The sequence below is a fragment of the Marinobacter shunpengi genome, assembly GCF_045449715.1.
Classification (GTDB): domain Bacteria; phylum Pseudomonadota; class Gammaproteobacteria; order Pseudomonadales; family Oleiphilaceae; genus Marinobacter.
In genome coordinates, this window is the sequence record NZ_JBJJLA010000003.1 from 145604 (window position 1) to 165920 (window position 20317).

At 60.9% G+C, this 20317-nt stretch carries 17 protein-coding genes; 13 read left to right on the forward strand and 4 right to left on the reverse strand.

The features are described from left to right. Window positions 1–53: 53 nt before the first annotated feature. Together ACJO3T_RS01065 and ACJO3T_RS01070 are read right to left on the reverse strand one after the other, a co-directional pair. On the reverse strand, window positions 54–953 hold the full coding sequence (locus ACJO3T_RS01065) for a sigma-70 family RNA polymerase sigma factor (protein ID WP_406977552.1): 900 nt from the start codon (window positions 951–953) through the stop codon (window positions 54–56). Window positions 954–979: 26 nt separating this feature from the next. Next, entirely contained in the window at window positions 980–1438 is a 459-nt protein-coding gene (locus tag ACJO3T_RS01070; protein ID WP_406963971.1) for a carboxymuconolactone decarboxylase family protein, read from the reverse strand. A gap of 473 nt (window positions 1439–1911) precedes the next feature. Between ACJO3T_RS01070 and choxAB the strand changes: the two genes are divergently transcribed. The 8 genes from choxAB (at window position 1912) to ACJO3T_RS01110 (ending at window position 14151) form a co-directional block, all read left to right on the forward strand. After that, window positions 1912–3612 (forward strand): cholesterol oxidase, encoded by a 1701-nt coding sequence (choxAB, locus tag ACJO3T_RS01075; RefSeq protein ID WP_406977553.1) that lies wholly within the window; start codon window positions 1912–1914, stop codon window positions 3610–3612. Next, complete coding sequence (locus tag ACJO3T_RS01080; RefSeq protein WP_406977554.1) at window positions 3609–5336, forward strand: aldehyde dehydrogenase family protein; 1728 nt, start codon at window positions 3609–3611, stop codon at window positions 5334–5336. Before choxAB ends, ACJO3T_RS01080 begins: the two co-directional genes overlap by 4 nt. 66 nt (window positions 5337–5402) lie before the next feature. Next, on the forward strand, window positions 5403–6017 hold the full coding sequence (locus ACJO3T_RS01085) for a TetR/AcrR family transcriptional regulator (RefSeq protein ID WP_406963968.1): 615 nt from the start codon (window positions 5403–5405) through the stop codon (window positions 6015–6017). A 57-nt stretch (window positions 6018–6074) separates the two neighbouring features. After that, a complete protein-coding gene (locus tag ACJO3T_RS01090; protein WP_406977555.1) occupies window positions 6075–8057 on the forward strand; it encodes an alkyl/aryl-sulfatase in 1983 nt (660 codons plus the stop codon). Window positions 8058–8276: 219 nt separating this feature from the next. Further along, window positions 8277–10658 (forward strand): putative bifunctional diguanylate cyclase/phosphodiesterase, encoded by a 2382-nt coding sequence (locus ACJO3T_RS01095; RefSeq protein ID WP_406977556.1) that lies wholly within the window; start codon window positions 8277–8279, stop codon window positions 10656–10658. 48 nt (window positions 10659–10706) lie between these two features. Continuing rightward, window positions 10707–11711 carry a CobW family GTP-binding protein gene (locus ACJO3T_RS01100; protein ID WP_406977557.1) on the forward strand — a complete coding sequence of 335 codons (1005 nt, stop codon included), beginning with the start codon at window positions 10707–10709 and terminating at the stop codon, window positions 11709–11711. A 245-nt stretch (window positions 11712–11956) separates the two neighbouring features. Then, window positions 11957–12556: a DUF6436 domain-containing protein gene (locus ACJO3T_RS01105; RefSeq protein WP_406977558.1), complete on the forward strand. Its 600-nt coding sequence runs from the start codon at window positions 11957–11959 to the stop codon at window positions 12554–12556. A gap of 26 nt (window positions 12557–12582) precedes the next feature. Next, complete coding sequence (locus ACJO3T_RS01110) at window positions 12583–14151, forward strand: methyl-accepting chemotaxis protein (protein WP_406977559.1); 1569 nt, start codon at window positions 12583–12585, stop codon at window positions 14149–14151. Between the two features lie 123 nt (window positions 14152–14274). Here ACJO3T_RS01110 and ACJO3T_RS01115 read toward each other — a convergent pair whose 3' ends face one another. Beyond that, on the reverse strand, window positions 14275–15141 hold the full coding sequence (locus tag ACJO3T_RS01115; protein ID WP_406977560.1) for an OmpA family protein: 867 nt from the start codon (window positions 15139–15141) through the stop codon (window positions 14275–14277). Beyond that, window positions 15138–15539, reverse strand: coding sequence for a DUF4398 domain-containing protein (locus tag ACJO3T_RS01120; RefSeq protein WP_406963961.1), 402 nt, complete (start codon window positions 15537–15539; stop codon window positions 15138–15140). The genes ACJO3T_RS01115 and ACJO3T_RS01120 overlap by 4 nt, the downstream gene beginning before the upstream one ends. 305 nt (window positions 15540–15844) lie before the next feature. Here ACJO3T_RS01120 and ACJO3T_RS01125 point away from each other — a divergent pair, with 305 nt between their 5' ends. The 5 genes from ACJO3T_RS01125 to ACJO3T_RS01145 all read left to right on the forward strand — a co-directional run bounded on the left by ACJO3T_RS01125 (window position 15845) and on the right by ACJO3T_RS01145 (window position 20172). Then, the gene (locus ACJO3T_RS01125; protein ID WP_406977561.1) at window positions 15845–16549 is read left to right on the forward strand and encodes a Crp/Fnr family transcriptional regulator; all 705 of its coding nucleotides are present in this window, start codon (window positions 15845–15847) and stop codon (window positions 16547–16549) included. 124 nt (window positions 16550–16673) lie between these two features. Next, on the forward strand, window positions 16674–17393 hold the full coding sequence (locus ACJO3T_RS01130) for a Crp/Fnr family transcriptional regulator (protein ID WP_406963959.1): 720 nt from the start codon (window positions 16674–16676) through the stop codon (window positions 17391–17393). Between the two features lie 80 nt (window positions 17394–17473). Further along, window positions 17474–18040: an MgtC/SapB family protein gene (locus tag ACJO3T_RS01135; protein WP_406963958.1), complete on the forward strand. Its 567-nt coding sequence runs from the start codon at window positions 17474–17476 to the stop codon at window positions 18038–18040. Window positions 18041–18260: 220 nt separating this feature from the next. Then, on the forward strand, window positions 18261–19211 hold the full coding sequence (locus ACJO3T_RS01140) for a diguanylate cyclase domain-containing protein (protein ID WP_406977562.1): 951 nt from the start codon (window positions 18261–18263) through the stop codon (window positions 19209–19211). A 115-nt stretch (window positions 19212–19326) separates the two neighbouring features. Next, complete coding sequence (locus tag ACJO3T_RS01145; protein WP_406977563.1) at window positions 19327–20172, forward strand: DUF72 domain-containing protein; 846 nt, start codon at window positions 19327–19329, stop codon at window positions 20170–20172. Window positions 20173–20317: the final 145 nt, after the last annotated feature.

Below are 20317 nucleotides of genomic sequence, written 5' to 3' on the forward strand. Positions count from 1 at the left end.
GTAACCGGCTGCCTCACGTCCCCTGCCACTCTGCTGCCGGATTGTCAGCCAAGTCAGTGAATCCTGTGCCCCGATGGCAGATGGTCCACCAGATGACCGAGCTTATCCGGGTTACGGATGATGTACACAGCCTGGATATACCCGCCATCAATATCCACCATCGTGACCTGGGGAAGACCATCCTCCTCAATGGTCAGCCAGCCCGGCAAGCCGTTCACGTTAACCCGTTTGACCCAGGGTGGGTCGACCGATTCCGCCCTGCGGGCTACGGCCGAGAAGAGCCGGCAGATTCTATCGACACCCTCCAACAGTCGCAGGGCGGCGATCCGCTTGCCACCGCCATCCGCGTGCAGGGTGGCGCCCTCACTCAATAGCGCTTGCAGGGCGCCCACATCGCCGGTGCGCGCCGCCATGAAAAAGCGGTCCGCCACTTCCCCATGCTCGTCCGGGGTAACCCGATAGCGTGGACGCCCGGCCTGCACGCGTTTGCGGGCCCGGCTGGCAAGCTGACGGCAGGTCGCCTCGCTACGGTCCAGGCTGGCAGCAACCTGGCCGAAGTCCAGTCCGAAAACATCGTGCAACAGGAAGGCCACGCGCTCCAGTGGTGAGAGTCGCTCCAGCGCCAGCATCAGGGCAAAGGACACATCGCTGGCCAGGGCTTCCACCTCCATCGGCGTGTCCGGACTTTCCACCAGCGGCTCCGGCAGCCAGGGGCCGACGTAGGTTTCCCGCTGGTGACGGGCCGAGCGAAGGCGGTCCAGGCACAGGCGGCTGGCGACCGTGGTCAGGTAGGCCCACGCATCCTCCACCGCCCCATGATCCGTGTTGTGCCAACGCAGGTAGGCGTCCTGCACCACGTCCTCCGCCTCGCTCACCGAACCCAGCATGCGGTAGGCAACGCCGGTCAGGTAGCGTCGCCATTGTTCGAACTGTTGTGTGGATTCATCCGTCATGATAATGGGCTCCCATCCAGCCTGCATCAACGATTATGGGCTTTATCATTCGGATGCACGACACGAAACCCCACACTGATCCGGTTCCACACGTTGATGACACCAATCAGCAGCGTCAGGTTGACGAACTCCTGTTCCGTGAAATGTGCCAGCCCCTGTTCATAATCCGGTGTGGGTGCTCCGGTGTCCGCCAACCGTGTCAGCGATTCGGTCCAGGCCAGCGCAGCCCGTTCCCGGGGGGTGTAGAGCGCAGACTCACGCCAGGCGGAGAGCAGGTACAACCGGGCTTCGCTTTCTCCCGCCGCGCGGGCATCACTGGTGTGCATGTGCAGGCAATTGGCACAGCCGTTGATCTGGGACGCCCGGGTCTTCACCAGTTCGACCAGGCTGTATTCCAGCCCGCAGTCGCGGACATAGTCTTCCAGTTTGACCATGGCGGCAATGGCGTCCGGGGCGGCCTGGTAGGGGTTCAGTCGTTTTTCCATGGTGGTGCTCCTCTGTGTCGGTTGGGTGTCTCTACCGGGTAAGACGGCGCAGCCTTCCGGAATGTGACATAAGCCGGAAAAAATCTTCCCTCAGCTCAGATCATGTCCCCTGTTTTGAGGCACCCAGCCCTTTCACGTCCTTGGGCCAACCCAATGCGAGCGATACGGAGATGTGGATATCCCGACACCATGCCTGAGCAGATAACGGAGAAACCCCGTACCCAACTGATAATGCAGGCCATTTCCACACAAAACAGTTGACAGGACAATTTTATTGGACAGTTGTCCAGTAAAAATGATTAACTAAACGCATAACACAAAAACAAAGGGACTATTCGCCAGCATCGCACCGACAGTAGCGATGGAGGCGCCAGCAGCACTCGATGCAGAAAGCCAGGGATCTGGATCCGAAATCACCGCTGGCGCGGCGAGGTCCGAGGCTACCAACAACAATGATTCGATGAGCCTTCCCTATGAAACATGAACAACATGATTTTGATTACGTGGTCGTTGGTTCCGGCTTTGGCGGCAGCGTCTCGGCATACCGTCTGAGCCAGAAGGGCTATCAGGTCCTGGTGCTCGAACAGGGCCGCCGCTGGACACCGGAGAACCTGCCGAAGACCAACTGGAAAGCCTGGGATTACCTCTGGCGCCCGTTCCTCGGCCTGAAGGGGTTCCTGAGCCTTCGCCTGTTCCGACACGTCATGATCCTCCATGGCAACGCCGTCGGTGGCGGCTCCATCACCTACGCCCAGACCCTGCTGGTTCCCAAGGACAGCGTGTGGGAGGAAGGCAACTGGGCCGGCCTGGATAACTGGACGGCCACCATGCCCGCCCATTACGACGCCGCCAAGCAGATGCTCGGGGTCAACGAGAACCGTCGCCCGGGGCCCGCCGACGACAAACTCCGGGAGATGGCGGTCGCGGCCAACATAGAGGACAGCTTCTACTACACGGACGTGGGTGTGTTTTTCGGCAATGAGGGCGATCCGCAGGGCACCGAATATCCGGACCCCTACTTCGGCGGAGAAGGCCCGGCGCGAAATTCCTGCATCGGCTGCGGCGGCTGCATGGTGGGCTGCCGCTACAACGCCAAGAACACCCTGGACAAGAATTACCTGTACCTGGCCGAAAGGCTGGGCACGGAAGTCCGCGCGGAAACGGAGTGCGTGGATGTCCGACCCCTGGGCAATGCGGACGGCTCAGAGGGTTACGAGGTCATCACGGCTCCGGCCTTCAAGCGCTTCAACCGCCCCAAGACCCGCATCACGGCCAGGAGCGTCGTGTTTTCCGCCTCGTCCCTGGGTACCCAGCAACTCCTGTTCAAGCTGAAGGACTCCGGGTCGCTGCCTAACGTATCCGACGATCTGGGCAAGCGGGTCCGCACCAATTCCGAGTCGATCCTCGGGGTTCGCTACCCTGGCGCCAAGGAGGACATGTCCCGTGGGGTTGCCATTGGTTCGGGCATCTACATCGACGACCACACCCACATCGAGGCTGTCCGCTACCCGGAGGGCTCCAACCTGATGAGCAGCCTGCTGACGGTGCTGACCGGCGGCCGGCCGGGGCCGACCCGGATACTGAGCTGGATGGGGGCACTCACCAAGCTGGTCGCCACCCGTGGTATCAACGGCATCCGCAGTGTCCTGCCCTACCGGTGGTCCTCGGAAACGGTGATTTTCCTGGTCATGCAGACCATCGATGGCCATATCAACATGCGCTGGAAGCGGGCCTGGTACTGGCCGTTCGGCAAGCAACTGGCGACCCAGGGCGACCGTATTCCCACGTTCATTCCCGAGGCCAACACCTTCACGGAAAAAGCGGCCCGGGCCACCGGTGGCGTCGGCCTCAGCTCCATGAGCGAGATCCTGTTCAACGTACCCATGACCGCCCACTGCATGGGCGGCTGCGCCATGGCGGACTCGCCGGACAAGGGCGTGATCGACGCGCAGAACCGGGTGTTCAACTACCAGAACCTGTACGTGGTGGACGGCTCCATGCTGTCCGCCAACCTGGGCGTGAACCCCAGCCTGACCATCACCGCCCTCGCGGAACGAGCCATGTCGTTCATTCCGGAAAAGACCGACACCCCGGACAAGCGGTCACACCAGCCGACCGACGCGCCGGCAACACAGCAGATCCAACCCGAATCGACTGAAAAGGCCCGGATATGACCAACAACGCCCCCCAAGAGAACGATGTTTTCACTGGTCTTGAGAACGACCTCGCTGCCCTCGCCAACGCCCGTGACAACTGGGCCAGGACACCGGTGGCGGAACGCATCCAGGTACTCCAGGAAATCAAGGATGCCCTGCTGTCCGCATCCGATGGCTGGGTTCGGGATGCCGCCCGGGCCAAGGGCCTGTCTGCGGATTCGCCCCTGGCTGGCGAGGAATGGCTGTCAGGCCCCTATGCGGTCATGTCTGGCTGCAATGGCCTGATGCAGACGCTCTCGGAGCTGGAGGGCAAGGCCTTCCTGAAGCACATTCCCTTCCGCACGCTGCCGTCCGGACAGACCGCCGCGCGGGTAACGCCTCATGGCATCTGGGACCGCCTGCTGCTGTCGGGCGTGAAGGCCGATGTCTGGATGAAACAGGGCGTCAACGAGAGCAACATCGCCGAACACGCCGCAACCGCCTATGATGTGCCGCCCGAACAGAGAACCGGTCGCGTTGCCCTGGTTCTCGGCGCTGGCAACATTGCCGCCATCGCGCCGCTCGATGCCTTCCAGAAACTGTTCCTGGAACACCAGGTGGTGGTCCTCAAGATGAACCCGGTCAACGATTACCCGACCGAACACCTGGAGGCCGCCCTGCGCCCGCTGATTGAACGCGACGCCCTGCGCATCGTGAAGGGTGGCGGTGACGTGGGCGCCTGGCTGACCGAGCACCCGACGGTGGAGGAAATCCACATCACCGGTGCCGAATCGACCCACGACGCCATCATCTGGGGCCGGGGCGATGAGGGCCAACGCAACCGGGAGGCCGGCACCCCCCGGTTGGACAAGCGCATCACCTCCGAACTGGGCGCGGTCTGCCCAACCATCGTGGTACCGGGTAACTGGTCAGGCGCCGACATCCGCTTCCAGGCGGAACAGATCGCCACCCAGAAGCTCCACAACTCCGGTTTCAACTGCGTGGCCTGCCAGGCACTGCTGATGCCAGAGGGCTGGGATCAGGCCAATGAACTGCTGAACGAGATCCGCGGGGTCATGGGCCGCTCCACGCGCCCGGCCTACTATCCGGGCGCCGAGGATCGCCTGGAAACCTTCCGCCAGAAGTCTGCAGAGGTGACATCGGTCAGCCGGGACACAGCTCCCGACCTGCTGATCAACCAGCTTGAAGACGACGACTGGTTCCGCAGCAATGAAATCTTTGCCCCGGCGCTTTCCACTCACTCCCTGGAGGCACCGGATGCGGAACAATACCTGCGCAATGCCATCGACTTCGCCAACAGCAAGCTCCACGGCACGCTGGGCGCCAACATCGTTATCCACCCGGACACCATCCGCTCCATCGGACGCGACCGGTTCGAGGCACTGCTGACGGATCTCCGCTACGGCACCATCGCCATCAATACCTGGACCGGACTGGGTTTCCTGAATACCGCCTGCCCGTGGGGCGCCTTCCCGGGTCACACCCTGGACGATGTCCAGAGCGGTATTGGTACCGTCCACAACACCTTCATGTTCGATGCAGTGGAGCGTGCAGTCGTGGAAGCGCCCTTCCGGCCCTTCCCCCGATCGGTACTGTCCGGCGAATGGAGCCTGCTGCCACGGCCGCCCTGGTTTATCACCAACCGCCGCCAGCACCGGCTTGGGCGCCTGCTCACCCGTTTCCAGCATAGCCCCGGCTGGCATCGTATTCCCCGCATTTTCGCCAATGCGCTCTTGGGGTAAGGTTGACGCCCGAATCGGGGCGCACCCGCGCCCCATGGCTGTGTCATCCATTTGAGGACAGGTTGTATGAGTTCCGCCGCACCCGACAAGTTACTGGCCCGTGCCGAACGCAAGAACCGCAAGCGCCAGGAAAAGAAGGACCAGATTGCCAGCAGCGCCCTGCAGGCACTGCAGGAACTGGGCTATGCCAATACCAGCCTGCGGGACATCGCCGAGAAGGCCGGGCTGTCACTGGGCATGCTGCACTACTACTTCGAGGACCGGACGGCGCTGATCCTGCATTGTGTGACCGCCTATAAGACAACGTTCATCTCGTTGCTCCGTGAGGCGGTGGGCAACGCGGACGGCCGTGAAGCGATCATGGACGCCCTGGCGAAAGGTCTGGCAACCACCATTGTCGAGGATGCCTCTACCCACCGGCTGTGGTACGACCTGCGCAGCCAGGCCCTGTTTGACCCAACGTTCCGACCCGCAGTCAGGGATATCGAACAGGCGCTGATCGAGATTGTCGCCATGGCCGCAACCCGGGCCGGCAAAGCTGACGAAGTCGACGCCTCACTCGGCTATGCCGTGCTAGATGGCGTCTTCCGCTATCAGATGCAAAACCAGGTCACGGGCACTCCCCGGGACCAAGAATCGCTCGCCATGGAAATGCGGGCCGTATTGGAAACCTTCCTTTAGGGCCACGACCAACGGACATCGGTCGCTGCCGCCCAGAACATCGCAACAGGAGTACACATGACAATAACAATACCCCTAAAACAGATGGCGGTGCCGATGATGGTCTCGCTGGCGCTGATGGCGCCGACAACCCATGCACAGGACGCGACCGTACATACCGCCGAAGCCAACCGTGCCGTACTGGACAGCCTGCCCTTCGATGACCGCTCCGATTTCGAGCGGGCCACACGCGGGCTGATCGCCACACCGGAACAGAACGAGATCACCGATGCCAACGGAAAGGTTGTCTACGACCTAGACCAGTTCGAGTTCCTTGAAGGCACGGAGGCCCCGGACACGGCCAACCCCAGTCTCTGGCGTCAGGGCCACCTCAACCAGCTTTCCGGGTTGTTCGAGGTAACCGACGATATCTACCAGATCCGGGGATACGACCTCTCGGTGATGAGCTTCATCCGGGGTGACGAGGGCTGGATCGTGATTGACCCGCTGCTGTCCGTTGATACCGCCAGGGCCGGTTTCAAGCTTCTGCGTGACAACGTCGAGGACCTGCCGGTGAGCGCGGTTATCTTCACCCACAGCCACGCGGACCACTTCGGTGGTGTAAAAGGCATCATTTCCGAACAGGAAGTGGAAGAACGGAACGTACCCATCATCGCGCCGGAAGGCTTCTACGAGGAATCCGTGGGCGAGAACCTGATAGCCGGCAACGCCATGAGCCGCCGGGCCAGCTATATGTTCGGCAACCTGCTGCCCACGGGGCCCGAGGGTTCCATCGGTGCCGGCCTCGGGCCGATTACATCTGCCGGCAACATCACCATCATGCGCCCGACCCGGACCATTTCCGGCCCCCCGGGAGAGCCCATCGAAACCACCGTTGACGGCGTCAACATCACCTTCCTCAACACCCCGGGCGCGGAAGCACCGGCGGAACTGATGTTCTACCTGCCGGATTCCAAAGCCCTGATGCAGGCGGAAGAAATCAACCACACCCTGCATAACCTCTATACCCTGAGGGGCGCCAAGGTTCGCAGCGGCGACCAGTGGGCCAAGTACATCAACCAGGTGATCAACCTGTACGGCGATGAGGTCGAAATCAGTTTCGGCAGTCATCACTGGCCGGTGTGGGGCAACGAGGAAATCAACGAGTTCTGGCGCAAGCAGCGGGATACCTACCGCTATATCCACGATGAAACCCTGCGCCTGGCCAACAAGGGCCAGACCATGGACGAAATCGCCGAAAACGTGAAGCTGCCCGACACCCTGTCCAGCGAATTTGCCAACCGCGGTTACTACGGCACCGTGAGCCACAACGCCAAGGCGCAGTACCAGCTGTACTTCGGCTGGTTCAGTGGCAATCCGTCGGAGCTCAATCCGCTGCCGCCGGCGGAGGAAGGCCGTAAGTTCGTCGAATATGCCGGCGGTGCCGACGCCCTGATCAGCAAGGCCCGGGACGACTATGAGGCGGGCAACTACCGCTGGGCGGCCACCGCCCTGAACCACCTGGTCTTCGCCGAGCCGGACAATGAGGCCGCCAAGGATCTGCTGGCCGACACGCTGACCCAGATGGGATACCAGTCCGAGAGCGGCCCCTGGCGCAACTTCTACCTCACCGGAGCGAAGGAACTGCGTGACGGCGTCAGCTCCGACCTGGCGCCGAATGCGGCCTCCGCCGACATCATCCTCGGGTTGCCGCTGGACAAGTACCTGGACTACCTGGCCATGCGCCTGGATCACCCCAGAGCCGCCAAGGCGGGTGTCGACATGACCCTGAACCTGGTCATGCCGGATGCCGGCGATGAGGTCACCCTCAGCATTGCCAATGGCGTGATGAACTACACCATGGATACCCAGGCCGATGACGCCGACGCCACTGTCACCATGGACCGTGCCGTGCTGGACGCCATCAACCTGCAGCAGCGCACCTTCCCGGACGCCATCCAGTCCGGTGACGTGGCGATCGAGGGCGACCAGAAGGCCTTCCTGACCTTCCTGGGGCTGTTGGACAGCTTCGAGTTCGGGTTCAACATCGTTACTCCCTGACCCTCAACTGCCAGGGACGATAATCCCACAATCTGCTGGAGCCATGGAGGGTACCAGTTGCTCCAGTCAGCCTTATCACACCGGCCTCTGGCTTCCCCAACCTGTCAAACAGTGCAAAAACGATCGCACGCGGTCGACTTTCCGCTCCTCCCTGCTAGATTTATAAACAGTTAGCAAGCTCTAGCTGTTCGACACATCTCAACGGGATACCGACGCGACATGGGAGTCAGGGAACAGCAACCCAACCTGCGGAGAAAACTGACCCTACTGGTGACAGGACTCGGCCTTACGATTGTCCTGACGGTGGGATTCATGGTCGCCGTGGTGCAGATACAGTCCGCCATTACCGCCTACACCTTCGGAGAGAGTGTCTGGTCGAGGGCACAGGTTGACGCTGTCCGGCACTTCCACCGTTTCGGGGAAACCGGGCGCTTCCGGGAACTGGCCCAGGCCCGGCAATCACTGATGGTCCCCATCGGCGACCTGCACGCGCGCCTGGCCATGACCGCCCCGGAACTGGACTGGGCCCGGGCCAGGAAGGGCCTTGAACAGGGCGGCATCCACCCCGACGACTTCACCCGCATGATCCTGCTGGTCCGTTATCTGTCATGGCTTGAGCCCATGGAAACGGCCATTAACGCCTGGCAAGCCACCGATGATCTGCTGATGGAGATGGACCAGATCGGTAACGCCATGGAGCGGGAATGGCTCAGCGAGTCTCCCGACCGGAGCCATCTTCAGGACCTGGAGCAACGCCTGTCCACACTGGACGACCAACTGCGTTCACGAGCCCTGGTGTTCAGGCTGGCCATGGGAGAGGCCGCACGCTGGGCCGCCGGATTCCTCTCCTGGGTCAGCGCCGGGTTCCTGGCGCTGGTGACGTTGCTGTCCTGGTTCCTCGCAGTCCAACTGGTCAAGCTGCTGCAACGGAGCGAACAGAGCTTTCGCTCCATCTTCGAGCAGTCCGCCATCGGCATTGTCCAGATCGATCCCGCCGGTCGGATCGTCAACGCCAACCAGGCCACGTGCGACATCCTGGGCTATTCCCGCGAGGAACTGGTACCGCACTCCTATCGTGCGCTGATCCATCCGGAAGACTGGGAGATCGAAAAGGAGGCCAGGGTTGCCATCAACCGCGGCGATATCGACAACTACACGACGGAACACCGGCTGGTCCGCAAAAGCGGGGAACTGCTGTGGGCCCGCCTGACCATCTCCCGCGTGTGGGACGCCGCCAGCCACTCTTTCTACTTTACGACCGTACTGGAGGACATCTCCGAATCCCATCGGCTATCCACCGAACTGAGCTACCTGGCCACCCATGACAGCCTGACTGACCTGATCAACCGGCGCGCCTTCGAACAACAGCTTGCCAGCCATCTCGGGCGTGTACGTAACGGAGGCGAACAGCATGCCCTCTGTTTTATCGACCTTGACCAGTTCAAGGTGGCGAACGACACCTCAGGCCACGATGCCGGTGACCAACTGTTGCGACAGGTGGCCAGCATCATCCAGAAGAACCTCCGCGACACCGATATCCTGGCCAGGCTCGGCGGTGACGAATTCGGCCTTATCCTGCAACACTGCGACCTGGATATCGCCCATCGGCTGGCGGAAAAAGTGCGGGCATCCCTGGACCATCTGGTTTTCACCTGGCGGGGAACCAGCCATACCATCAGTTGCAGTATCGGGGTGGTACCGATCACGGCGGAAACCACCGGCATCAGTGCACTGATGAGGGCTGCGGACATCGCCTGCTATACCGCGAAGGACGGAGGCAGGAATCGCGTTTGCCTGATGGCACTGGACGACGAACAGCTTGCAACCCAACGCGGCGAAATGGAATGGCTTAGCCGCATCCAGACAGCGTTTCAGGAGGATCGGTTCTTCCTCGAAGGCCAGGTCATTGCACCATCCCGTCATTCCAACCGGGGGCTGCGTTACGAAGTGCTGATTCGCCTGCGGGCGCCGGACGGTACGGTTGTCCCCCCAAACGCCTTCCTGCCCCCCGCGGAGCGGTTCGGCGTGGCCGGCAGGATTGACCGATGGGTCATCACCCACGTCCTGGAAGCCCTGTCCCGGGCACCACAACACCTGGAGAGGCTCGACGCCTGTCACATCAACCTGTCCGGCCGCTCATTCGACCAGAGCGGCTTTGCGGATTTCGTGGTGTCACAGTTCACCCGCTACCAGATTCCCCCGCATAAAATCTGCTTTGAAATCACAGAAACCGCCGCTGTTCACAATCTGCTCGAAGCGGAAGCCTTCATGAAACGACTCGGTGACATGGGCTGCCAGTTCGCCCTGGATGACTTCGGTTCGGGACTGTCGTCGTTCGGCTACCTGCGTCAGTTACCCGTTACCTGCCTGAAAATAGACGGCATGTTCGTCCGTGACATTCTCACCAACGACACCGACCTGGCCATGGTCAGGGCCATCCACGATATTGGCCATACCATGCACATGACCACGGTCGCTGAATACGTGGAATCGGAGCAAGCCGCGGCCCTGCTGACCGATATCGGCGTTGACCTGCTCCAGGGCTACTGGGTGCACCGACCGTGCCCGCTGAAGGACATCCTGAACATGGATGACATATAATGTTATAATATAACACACCCCGCAATATACGATCAGGCACTCCGATCCATGAACCATAACCAGATCAAGGCAGTTCCCACCAACGTCATCACCGGCTTCCTGGGCGTGGGCAAGACCACCGCCATCCTTCACCTGCTACAGCACAAACCCGACAACGAACGCTGGGCGGTTCTGGTCAACGAGTTTGGAGAAATCGGTGTGGATGGCAGCCTGCTCCAGGGCGTACATGCCGAAGCGGCCGGCGTCTTTGTGCGCGAGGTACCCGGTGGCTGCATGTGCTGCACCGCCGGCCTGCCCATGCAGATCGCCCTGAACCAGCTACTGGCGAAGGCCAGGCCCGATCGCCTGCTGATTGAACCCACCGGTCTGGGCCATCCACTTGAAGTATTGCAGAGCCTTTCCGCCGAGCATTACCGGGACGTGCTCTCGATCCGCAAAACCGTGACCCTGGTGGACGCCCGCAAGCTCACGGATGCCCGGTATACCGGACACACCACCTTCAACCAGCAGATTGCCATGGCCGATGTGGTGGTGGGTAACAAGCAGGATATGTACGGGCCGGAGGACAAGTCACGGCTGGAGACCTACGTGCGTGACCATGGCGCCCCCGGAGCGACCGTTACGTTCACCGAGCAGGGAGCGCTGGAGCCGGCATGGCTGGAAGGCCCCTCTGCGTCCCTGTCAGATGGCCATCACCACCATCACCATGCGCGCCCCCCGGAAGCACCGGCCGGAACCGGCCCCCTTCCCGACAGCGGCTTCCTCAGGGCAACCAATGAGGGTGAAGGCTATGAAAGCGTCGGCTGGCGCTTTGACGCCAATCGCATCTTCGATCACCAGACACTGTTCGCCTTCCTGAGCGGGCTGGACGCCGAACGCATGAAAGCGGTCTTCATCACCGACAACGGCGTCTTCGGGTACAACCTGACCAGTGACAGCCTCACCGAGATACCCCTGGATGACGCTCTGGAGAGCCGGATTGAGATCCTCGCACCGAAGGTTGATCCGGACTGGGAGAGGCAGTTGCTGGAGGCCATGGGGCCCGGAAGCTGAACCGGAATCCTGCAGGACAGAACCTGGCGCCCAGCCGGCCCGGCGCACCTGCTTGACGCTGTACATCACGGTATCGGCGCGGGCCAGTAACGCCTTTATGAAAGCGTCGGCTGGCGCTGTGGCGCCGAGCGCATGAATGGACATCCATGTGTAACACTTTCTATACAAATTTCGCCAGACAAAACCGGCTTAGCTGCTAGCTTTAACACTATCGGCCATTCAAACAGCTGTTTGCCTGGAGTGTTATGGAGCAGTATAGACGCCTGGGCGCGATTGCCCTGATGATCGGCTGGCTGCTGGTGACGGCCCTTGGTTACTGGTTGTATCAGGACAAGGTCACCCGTCCCTACACCACTATCGACAGCCCCATCGGGCATGGGGAACTGAAACGGCACCTGGAAAGCGCCTGGACAACACTCCCCGGGCAGGGTGAGGCGTTTTCCTCCGGGCCAACGCTGATCCATTTTTCCACCCCCCAATGCCACTGCGACCAGCAGAGCCGGCAACACGTCAGCGACCTGTACGATATCTTTGACGGGACCGCCCTCACCCTTGTGCAGGCAACGCAATCCTATGACGCCACCAGCACAGCGATGCCCAGGGCGCAGACGATAGCGCTACCCGAATTCTGGGCGATCGTTCCGGCAGTTCCTTCGGCGGCACTGTTTGATGCCAGCGGCACCCTGCTCTACTTCGGCCCCTACTCCAGTGGCCCCATCTGCGGTGCGGGCATCAACTTTGTCGAAGACCTGCTGACCAGGCTGGATAAAGGGCAGCCCCCCTCACCCTGGATCAACGACATGGCCGTCGGCTGTTTCTGTAAAACCGGCACGTACTCAACCTGATCACCGAGCCCCAGGAGCATTTCAGCATGGATATGCCCGCAACAACGATAGGAACACCCCGCATCCTCCCCCAGCACAGGCAGCCCGGGCAAAAAGCAGGGCAGTTGTTCAGCCTGGCACAGCAACAACGAGGTGCCGACCGGCTGATGGTGGGGGTCACCTGGCTCCTGCTCGCATACGCCGTGGTGCTGGCGTCCTGGCACGATACCTGGGCCGCCGTTCTCTGGTTCGGACTTCCGGCCGCCATCATCCCGACGGTTATCGCGGTCATGGTGCCGGCAACCCGCACTGCCAGGCTGGGTTTCGGGGCCAGCTTCATGATCCTGTCGGCCCTGCATATCCACCAGGCCCACGGCATGATCGAGATGCACTTCGGCATCTTCATGCTGTTGGCTTTCCTGCTCTACTATCGGGACTGGGCACCTGTCGTCTTTGCTGCGGGGGTTATCGCAATCCACCACCTGGTGTTCAACTACCTGCAGGTTGCCACTGCCGTGCCCGTCTTTGTCTTCGAGGCCAACACCGGCCTGGAAATCGTCTTCCTGCATGCCGCCTACGTGGTTTTTGAAACCATCATTCTTGTGCTGATGGCCATCAAGCTCCACCGCGAGGCCCTGGAAACCCAGGATATCCATTCTGCCGTGGGCTCGCTCCTGGAGGGCGGCGACCGGATCGACCTGCGGGGCACCGACCGGAAACCGGCCAGCCGCGTTGGCAAGGCCCTGCAGGACGTAATGGCACGCACCCGGGAAGTCATGAGCGAAACCCGGGACGTCACCCGGCAGCTCGACGAGACCAGCTCGGAGATGGCGACTCTCGCGGACGACTTTGCTAAAACTTTCCGCGCCGAGGAAACCGACACCCAGGAAGCGGCCACCGCCGTCAGTCAGGCAACCGCCGCCGTCCGACAGGTGTCTTCCAGCGCCAGCGAGGCGGCGGAAGCCGCTGGCAGGGTTGACGATGCCGCCCGGGAAGGTACCCGCGCCCTCGCCGACAGCAAGCCAGTGATTGACCGCCTTTCCGGCAGTATTCATGGGGGGAGCCAACTGGTCAGCCGCCTGACAAAAGACAGCGAATCCATCGGGACGGTGCTGGACGTTATCCATAGTGTGGCGGAGCAGACCAATCTGCTGGCACTGAACGCGGCCATTGAGGCCGCCCGTGCCGGTGAGCATGGTCGGGGGTTTGCGGTGGTTGCGGATGAAGTACGTTCCCTGGCCACCAAGACCCAGGAGTCGGCTCATGAGATCCAGTCAATGATCAACGAGCTACAGCAGGCAGCCCGGGACGCGGATGACGCCATGACCGAAAGCCAGTCGGCAACGGAGGAAACCGTCCAGGTGTTTGAATGCCTGGCGGCACACCTTGAGACCATCGCCACCGGCGTTGACAAGATCAACATCGCAAATGCCCAGACAGCGGAAGCCGCCAATCATCAACGTCAGGTCATGGAGACCGGCGACAGCAGCGTGCAGGCCATCAGCCGGGACATTGTCGCCAGCAATGCCGAGGTACATCACCTGGCGGATGTTGGCGGCAGACTTCGGCAGCTATCCGAGAAGCTGACCCGGCAGGCCAGTCATTTTGACCTGTAGGGAAGCGCTCAGGCTTGCCAGCCTCCGCGCAAGGCCCTTCGGAATTATACTCCACGCTCGCTTTAGCGGGCTTGGCCCAGGGCCGGTCCGTCCCTGAACGGGGGACGGATCGCGAACATCCGTTCACTGCGCATTTGCCGACGCCACCGGCGGGTTGTCGATAATGATCTCGACCCGACGGTTGCTTTGCCGGCCGGCTGCGGAGTCGTTGCTGGCCAGCGGCTGGTTCTGCCCCAGACCGATGGCGGTCAGACGCTGTGCCGCTATCCCCTGCTGCACCAGGTAAGACCGGACGGCCTCGGCCCTGCGCTGAGACAACTCACGGTTGTAGTCCATATTGCCCACGTTATCGGTATGGCCCTCTATCGCCGCATTGCGTTCCGGATACTCCGTAAGGAAGGCCACGAGTCTTGTGAGGTGGGAGGTATTTCCCGCTTTCAGTTCCGAGCTGTCAAACTCGAACAGCAGATCGCCCAGTGTCAGCACCAGTCCCCGCTCAGTCGCTTCCGCCTCCAGTTCATCGATCTGCCGCTGCAGGTCGGCGGCCCTGGCGGCTGACAATGCCTGTTCCTGTTCCCCTTCCTGTTGCATGCGGTCGGCGTCCGCCCGCGCCCGGTCAGCCTCAAGTGTGCGGGCGTCCAGGCGGGAGGTGGCCCTCTGTTCAGCCAACTGTGCGCGTTCTTCCTCTGCCTGGCGAGTGGATGCCTTCGCCATGGCAATCTCCACCTGACGATCAGCCACATATACGCGGTGCGCGCCTAACACCTGATTCTGCCCGCTATCGGACAATGGTTGCTCCGCCAGGCGAACTGCCCTTTCAGCCGCTTCGAGTGCTGTTGGTGCCTTGTTGGCCAGTACCGGATCGGACTGCAGACGGTTCAGTTTTTCGCGGGCAAGGTCCGCGCCCTGGGGGCTTTGTGGCGTGGAAGCACACCCCGCCAGCAGGACCGACCCGAGCATTAACCCGCCAAGTAAACGATGCGTGTTCATTGTTGTGCTCCTGTGCGGTTCATTTCTTCGGTCAAGGCCTCTGCACCGCGTTGCATTTCAGCATTGATCGCCGCCGCCTTGGCGGCCTCGGTCTTTGCGTATGCCAGCTCGGCCTCTACTCTGGCCTCCACAGCCAGCCTCTCGGCGTCGTCCATTCGCTCCTCTCGTACAGCCGTATCCGCCTGCGCCAGCTTTTCCCGGGCATCACCCAGTTCGGAGGCGGCGAATCGGCCAGCGTTGTATTGTTCGGCACTGACAACCGCGGTACGCGCATCATCCAGCAAGGTGGTCGGTGCCGGAGGCGAGGATGCGCAACCGGTGATCAGCAACCCGCTGGTCACTAGCGCCAACAGAAAAAGGCGTAATGAGCCGGCGTATGGGAGTGGTATGAGTGTCATGTCAGGTTCTCCTTCTGTAAGGACGGGGTTGAACACTTCTACTTGATCGCATGTCGTGACTCCCTGACATGATCCTTCTCTCACCCGTGTGATGAGATCGATCTTCATCATGGGGCCTGGCGACGGTGTCGTCTGTGCGCCGACATACACAGAGCCACCGCCCTGAAGGGGTACACCAGGATCGAGGGGTGCTTGGGTGCGTCAACGCACAGACCCTGACGATGCAAGAGCACAGCGTGCTAAGGGGATTCTGCCGATCCACGTTGCAGAACCTTCAGCGGCTGGAAAGCCGCAGGGAGACCATCATGCCTGAGGAGAGCAAACAAGCGACGAACGCCATCGTGGCAGCACTGCCGACCAGGGAAGGCCGACGACTTGCTGCCCTGTGTCAACCCACTCCACTCAAACGGGGCGACATTCTGTGCCAGCCGAATCAAAGCCTGGAAAAGGCATACTTCCCGACATCCGGGGTCATGTCACTGGCCATGGTCCTTGGTAGCCGACCGCCCCTCGAGCTGGGCCTGATCGGCCGCGACGGTATGCTGGGGGCAACGTTGTCACTGGATATTCTGGCGGCACCCATGCGCGCTGTGGTGCAGGTAGAAGGCACCGCCCTGGTGATGCCCTCAGCTCAACTGCACCAGGAGCTACGTGCCAGCCAGTGCCTGCGGGACGCGGTACACCACTACCAGTACCGGTTAATGATGCAAACCCTGCAGACCGCCGCCTGCCTGCATTTTCACGAGATCGAGCCACGTCTGGCACGCTGGCTGCTGCTGGTCCAGGAGCTTAGCCTGACCGACAACATTCATTTTACGCACACGTTGCTTTCCCATGCCCTGGGCGTGCGCCGAAGCGGGGTAACGATCGCGGCAGGCTCTCTGCAGCGCCGGGGCCTGATCAGCTATAACCGGGGCGAGATACGCATTATCGACCGGGCCGGACTTGAGATCGCCGCCTGTGAATGCCATACCGCCCTGAACAACAAGTATCGTGCGTTGTTCGGGTAGGATTCCGGGTATGCGCCGGTGGCATCCAAGGGAATGTTTGGCTGTGTTCGATACCGAACCGAACGGTTACCCGATTGTGATATGGTGAATGACCACGTATGTCCGTGGGCAATTTGGAGCAACCATGCTGAAAGCCGTCGCTTCCCCCGAGGACAACTGTTTAATCGCGGCATTGCCACAGGCCGCCCGGGACCGCCTGATTCCCAACCTTGAACTGGTAAACTTCCCACTCGGCAAGGTGCTGTATGAGTCGGGTGATACCGAGCATTACGTATACTTTCCCACCGACTGCATCGTATCCCTGCTTTACCTGATGAGCAACGGCGCCTCTGCGGAGATCTCCGTGGTGGGACGGGAAGGCATTGTCGGGGTCGCCGTATTCATGGGCGGAGAGAGCACGACCAGCCGGGCCATCGTCCAGAGTGCCGGCAACGCATTCCGACTGCCAAGACAACACCTCAAGGATGAGTTCAACCGCCACAGCGACCTTATGGATCTGATGCTGCGCTACACCCAGTCACTGATCACCCAGATGGCGCAGACTGCAGTCTGCAACCGTCACCACTCCATTGACCAGCAGCTGTGCCGATGGCTGCTACTGTCACTGGACCGCCTGCCCGGTGACGAGTTGACCATGACCCAGGAACTGATCGCCAACATGCTCGGGGTCCGCCGGGAGGGCGTGACGGAAGCCGCAGGCAAACTGGACAGGCTGGGCGTGATCCATTACAAGCGCGGCCACATCCGTGTGCTTGATCGCCCGGAACTTGAGCGGCTGAGTTGTGAGTGCTATGGGGTGGTCAAGAAGGAGTGTGACAGACTGTTACCCTCGTCTTTGTCCTGAAACCCTGTCCTGTAAAAGAAGACGTGGCATGATGGAAGGATCTGCTAAGCTGGTTCACGTTCATCACGGGCCTTGCAGCCATGAATGAAATAATGGCACTGGTTGGCGATACAATTGTCGCGGAATTTTCGGACCTCAACGATCTGGGTGATTTTGTCATTGTGGTAACCAGGTTACTGGTCGCCGCACTTCTTGGTGGTCTGCTTGGGCTTGAGCGTCAGCAACGGGGCAAGGCTGCCGGAATACGTACCCACATGCTGGTCTGCATGGGTGCAGCCTTATTCATCCTGATTCCACAACAGACCGGAATCACGGATTCCGAAATGAGCCGAGTTATCCAGGGGGTGATTGCGGGCATCGGTTTCCTTTGCGCGGGAACCATTATCACGGGTAAAGGCCAACAGGATGCCAGCGGCCTTACCACAGCGGCCGGAATCTGGTTTACGGCGGCCATCGGCATTGCCGTCGGCCTTGGGCGTGAGCAGACGGCTATCCTGTGCACTGTCCTGGCCTGGCTGGTACTTTTTGTAGTGCCCCTGTTCTCACACTCAGTACGCAAGGACAGCGCCCCGGATTCAGGTTCCAGAACCGACGCCGAAGAGAAACCGGCGACACAGGCCCCCCACAGTCCCGAGGAACGCCCCTGACTCCAGTGGCTTAGTGCGGTTCCGAACAGACCGGGCTCCCCCACCTGACTAATCTCCTCAGGACAATAATGACTGGGAGCCCCCAATGCCTATTACCTTCTTACCCGCTGATAGTGCCAATACCTACGGCCCCGAATCCACCTGCCCGCATTGCAGGGCCAGACCAGAAAGCGCCAATGCCGCTCTCTACGGGCCCTTAACGGATATTTCATTCGCCAATATGGCACAGATCACCCTTGACGCCATAGGTGACGCCGTACTGGTGGTAGACCCATGGGGGAAACTTCTCTATCTCAACAAAGTGGCCGAAACCATGACCGGCTGGTCACGGGAGGAGGCGCTTGGGCGTCCGGTCGAGCAGGTGTTTTTCGTTTTCGACGGCACAACCCGGGAACGGGTGAGAAGCCCCGCTCAACAGGCAATCGACGAGGACCAGAATGTGGCGCTCGCCCTTGGCAGCGTCCTTGTCCGTCGTGACGGTGCCGACCTTACCATTGAGGATTCCGCAGCCCCCATCCACGATCATCACGGCAGGATCGTGGGAGCGGTGATTGTCTTTCACGACGCCCGCCAGGCAGGCTCCGTGATCCAGAAAATGAGTCATCAGGCCCAGCACGACTTTCTCACCGACCTGCCCAACCGGATGCTTCTTCTGGAACGGCTTACCCAGGCCATTGGCATGGCCAATCGACACCAGAAGCAGATGGCCCTGCTTTTCCTGGATCTGGACCATTTCAAACAGGTTAACGACTCCCTGGGCCATGCCATGGGAGACCACTTACTACGCGACGTGGCAGCGGAGATCAGCAACTGTGTACGCGCCACGGATACCGTCAGCCGCCACGGCGGTGATGAATTCGTTATCCTGTTGACCGAAATCGAAAAACGGAGCGACGCCGCACAGATTGCCGAAAAAGTGCTGGCCAGGTTCTCCACGCCGCGCATGGTCGATGGCCGCCAGCTTCAGGTGACCATGAGCATGGGTATTGCTGTCTATCCGGAAAACGGCATGGACGCCGACACCCTGATGCGCAACGCTGACAGCGCCATGTATACCGCCAAGAAAAGTGGTCGAAACAGTTACCACTTCTGCGAGCAGAAAATGCAGGGCAAAACAGGCGTTTCCGTGAGAACCGGATCGAAACGACCTGCCAGCCAGACATCACAATGATCAGGGTGCCGTCTGATCTGTGACTGTTACCCAAGGTGGGGCAATAAACCCGGGGACTGGCTTGCTATACTTGGCGCGCATTCAGGACAACTGACAGGCTCACAGCGACCGCCCCATGCCCCATCCCTACTTCCTTGGCTGCCCACAGTGGCAGCACCCGGACTGGAACCGGGTATTGCCACCAGGGCAGAGCCCTCTCGCCTGTTATAGCCAGGTTTGCAACAGCGTGGAGGGCAACACCACTTTCTATGCCACCCCGTCACCCAGTCAGTGTGAACGGTGGCGATCCCAGGTGCCGGACTCTTTCCGTTTCCTGTTCAAGCTCCCCCGCCAGATCACCCACGACCGGATGCTTGCCGGGGTCGACCAGCCGTTGCGGGCGTTCCTGACCTTGCTGGACCCACTCCAGGATGTGCTGGGGCCTTTGCTACTCCAGCTCCCCCCGGCCTTCGGGCCGGAGCACCTGAATAACCTCTGGTATTTCATCGATACACTGCCATCCCCACTCACCTGTGCCGTGGAAGTCCGACACCCGGCTTTCTTCGACAAGGGCAGTGCGGAGCGGGAGTTGAACCGGGGGCTGCGTGAACGGGCCCTTGCCCGTGTCTGTTTTGACACCCGCGCCCTTTTTGCGGCCCCTGCTACGGACGAAGCAACCCGCGATGCCCAGCGCAAAAAACCGAGGCTCCCCCTCCACCTGCTGCCTGCCGACGCGCCACCCGTCATCCGCTACATCGGTCACCCGGACCTGGAGGCCAACCGCCCCTTCCTCCAACCCTGGGTTGACCGGGTAGCTGAATGGATCACTCGGGATAAGTATCCGTACATCTTCATGCACATGCCTGACAGTGGTGACGCCCTGGCATTGGCCAGGTTATGGAATGAACTCCTGGGTCAGCGAGTGCCCACTGCGGACTTCCCAGACCTGAGACAGGAAGAGCCCCAGATAGGGCTGTTCTGAAGGCCAAACTGCGCCAAGCCAAGGAAGGCTCATTGCTATAGGCGCCCCCTTCCTGATCTCCCAGTGCCATCCGTAAGCCCTATCCACTATTTATGTTAGCTTGCTAAATTAAACTTCCGTCGATATTATTGTTAGCACGCTAATC

Bases quoted from the DNA above. Each gene is read 5' to 3' on its own strand.
- ACJO3T_RS01065 (WP_406977552.1), bottom strand. From the start codon at position 953: ATGACGGATGAATCCACACAACAGTTCGAACAATGGCGACGCTACCTG.
- ACJO3T_RS01070 (WP_406963971.1), bottom strand. From the start codon at position 1,438: ATGGAAAAACGACTGAACCCCTACCAGGCCGCCCCGGACGCCATTGCC.
- choxAB (WP_406977553.1), top strand. From the start codon at position 1,912: ATGAAACATGAACAACATGATTTTGATTACGTGGTCGTTGGTTCCGGC.
- ACJO3T_RS01080 (WP_406977554.1), top strand. From the start codon at position 3,609: ATGACCAACAACGCCCCCCAAGAGAACGATGTTTTCACTGGTCTTGAG.
- ACJO3T_RS01085 (WP_406963968.1), top strand. From the start codon at position 5,403: ATGAGTTCCGCCGCACCCGACAAGTTACTGGCCCGTGCCGAACGCAAG.
- ACJO3T_RS01090 (WP_406977555.1), top strand. From the start codon at position 6,075: ATGACAATAACAATACCCCTAAAACAGATGGCGGTGCCGATGATGGTC.
- ACJO3T_RS01095 (WP_406977556.1), top strand. From the start codon at position 8,277: ATGGGAGTCAGGGAACAGCAACCCAACCTGCGGAGAAAACTGACCCTA.
- ACJO3T_RS01100 (WP_406977557.1), top strand. From the start codon at position 10,707: ATGAACCATAACCAGATCAAGGCAGTTCCCACCAACGTCATCACCGGC.
- ACJO3T_RS01105 (WP_406977558.1), top strand. From the start codon at position 11,957: ATGGAGCAGTATAGACGCCTGGGCGCGATTGCCCTGATGATCGGCTGG.
- ACJO3T_RS01110 (WP_406977559.1), top strand. From the start codon at position 12,583: ATGGATATGCCCGCAACAACGATAGGAACACCCCGCATCCTCCCCCAG.
- ACJO3T_RS01115 (WP_406977560.1), bottom strand. From the start codon at position 15,141: ATGAACACGCATCGTTTACTTGGCGGGTTAATGCTCGGGTCGGTCCTG.
- ACJO3T_RS01120 (WP_406963961.1), bottom strand. From the start codon at position 15,539: ATGACACTCATACCACTCCCATACGCCGGCTCATTACGCCTTTTTCTG.
- ACJO3T_RS01125 (WP_406977561.1), top strand. From the start codon at position 15,845: ATGCCTGAGGAGAGCAAACAAGCGACGAACGCCATCGTGGCAGCACTG.
- ACJO3T_RS01130 (WP_406963959.1), top strand. From the start codon at position 16,674: ATGCTGAAAGCCGTCGCTTCCCCCGAGGACAACTGTTTAATCGCGGCA.
- ACJO3T_RS01135 (WP_406963958.1), top strand. From the start codon at position 17,474: ATGAATGAAATAATGGCACTGGTTGGCGATACAATTGTCGCGGAATTT.
- ACJO3T_RS01140 (WP_406977562.1), top strand. From the start codon at position 18,261: ATGGCACAGATCACCCTTGACGCCATAGGTGACGCCGTACTGGTGGTA.
- ACJO3T_RS01145 (WP_406977563.1), top strand. From the start codon at position 19,327: ATGCCCCATCCCTACTTCCTTGGCTGCCCACAGTGGCAGCACCCGGAC.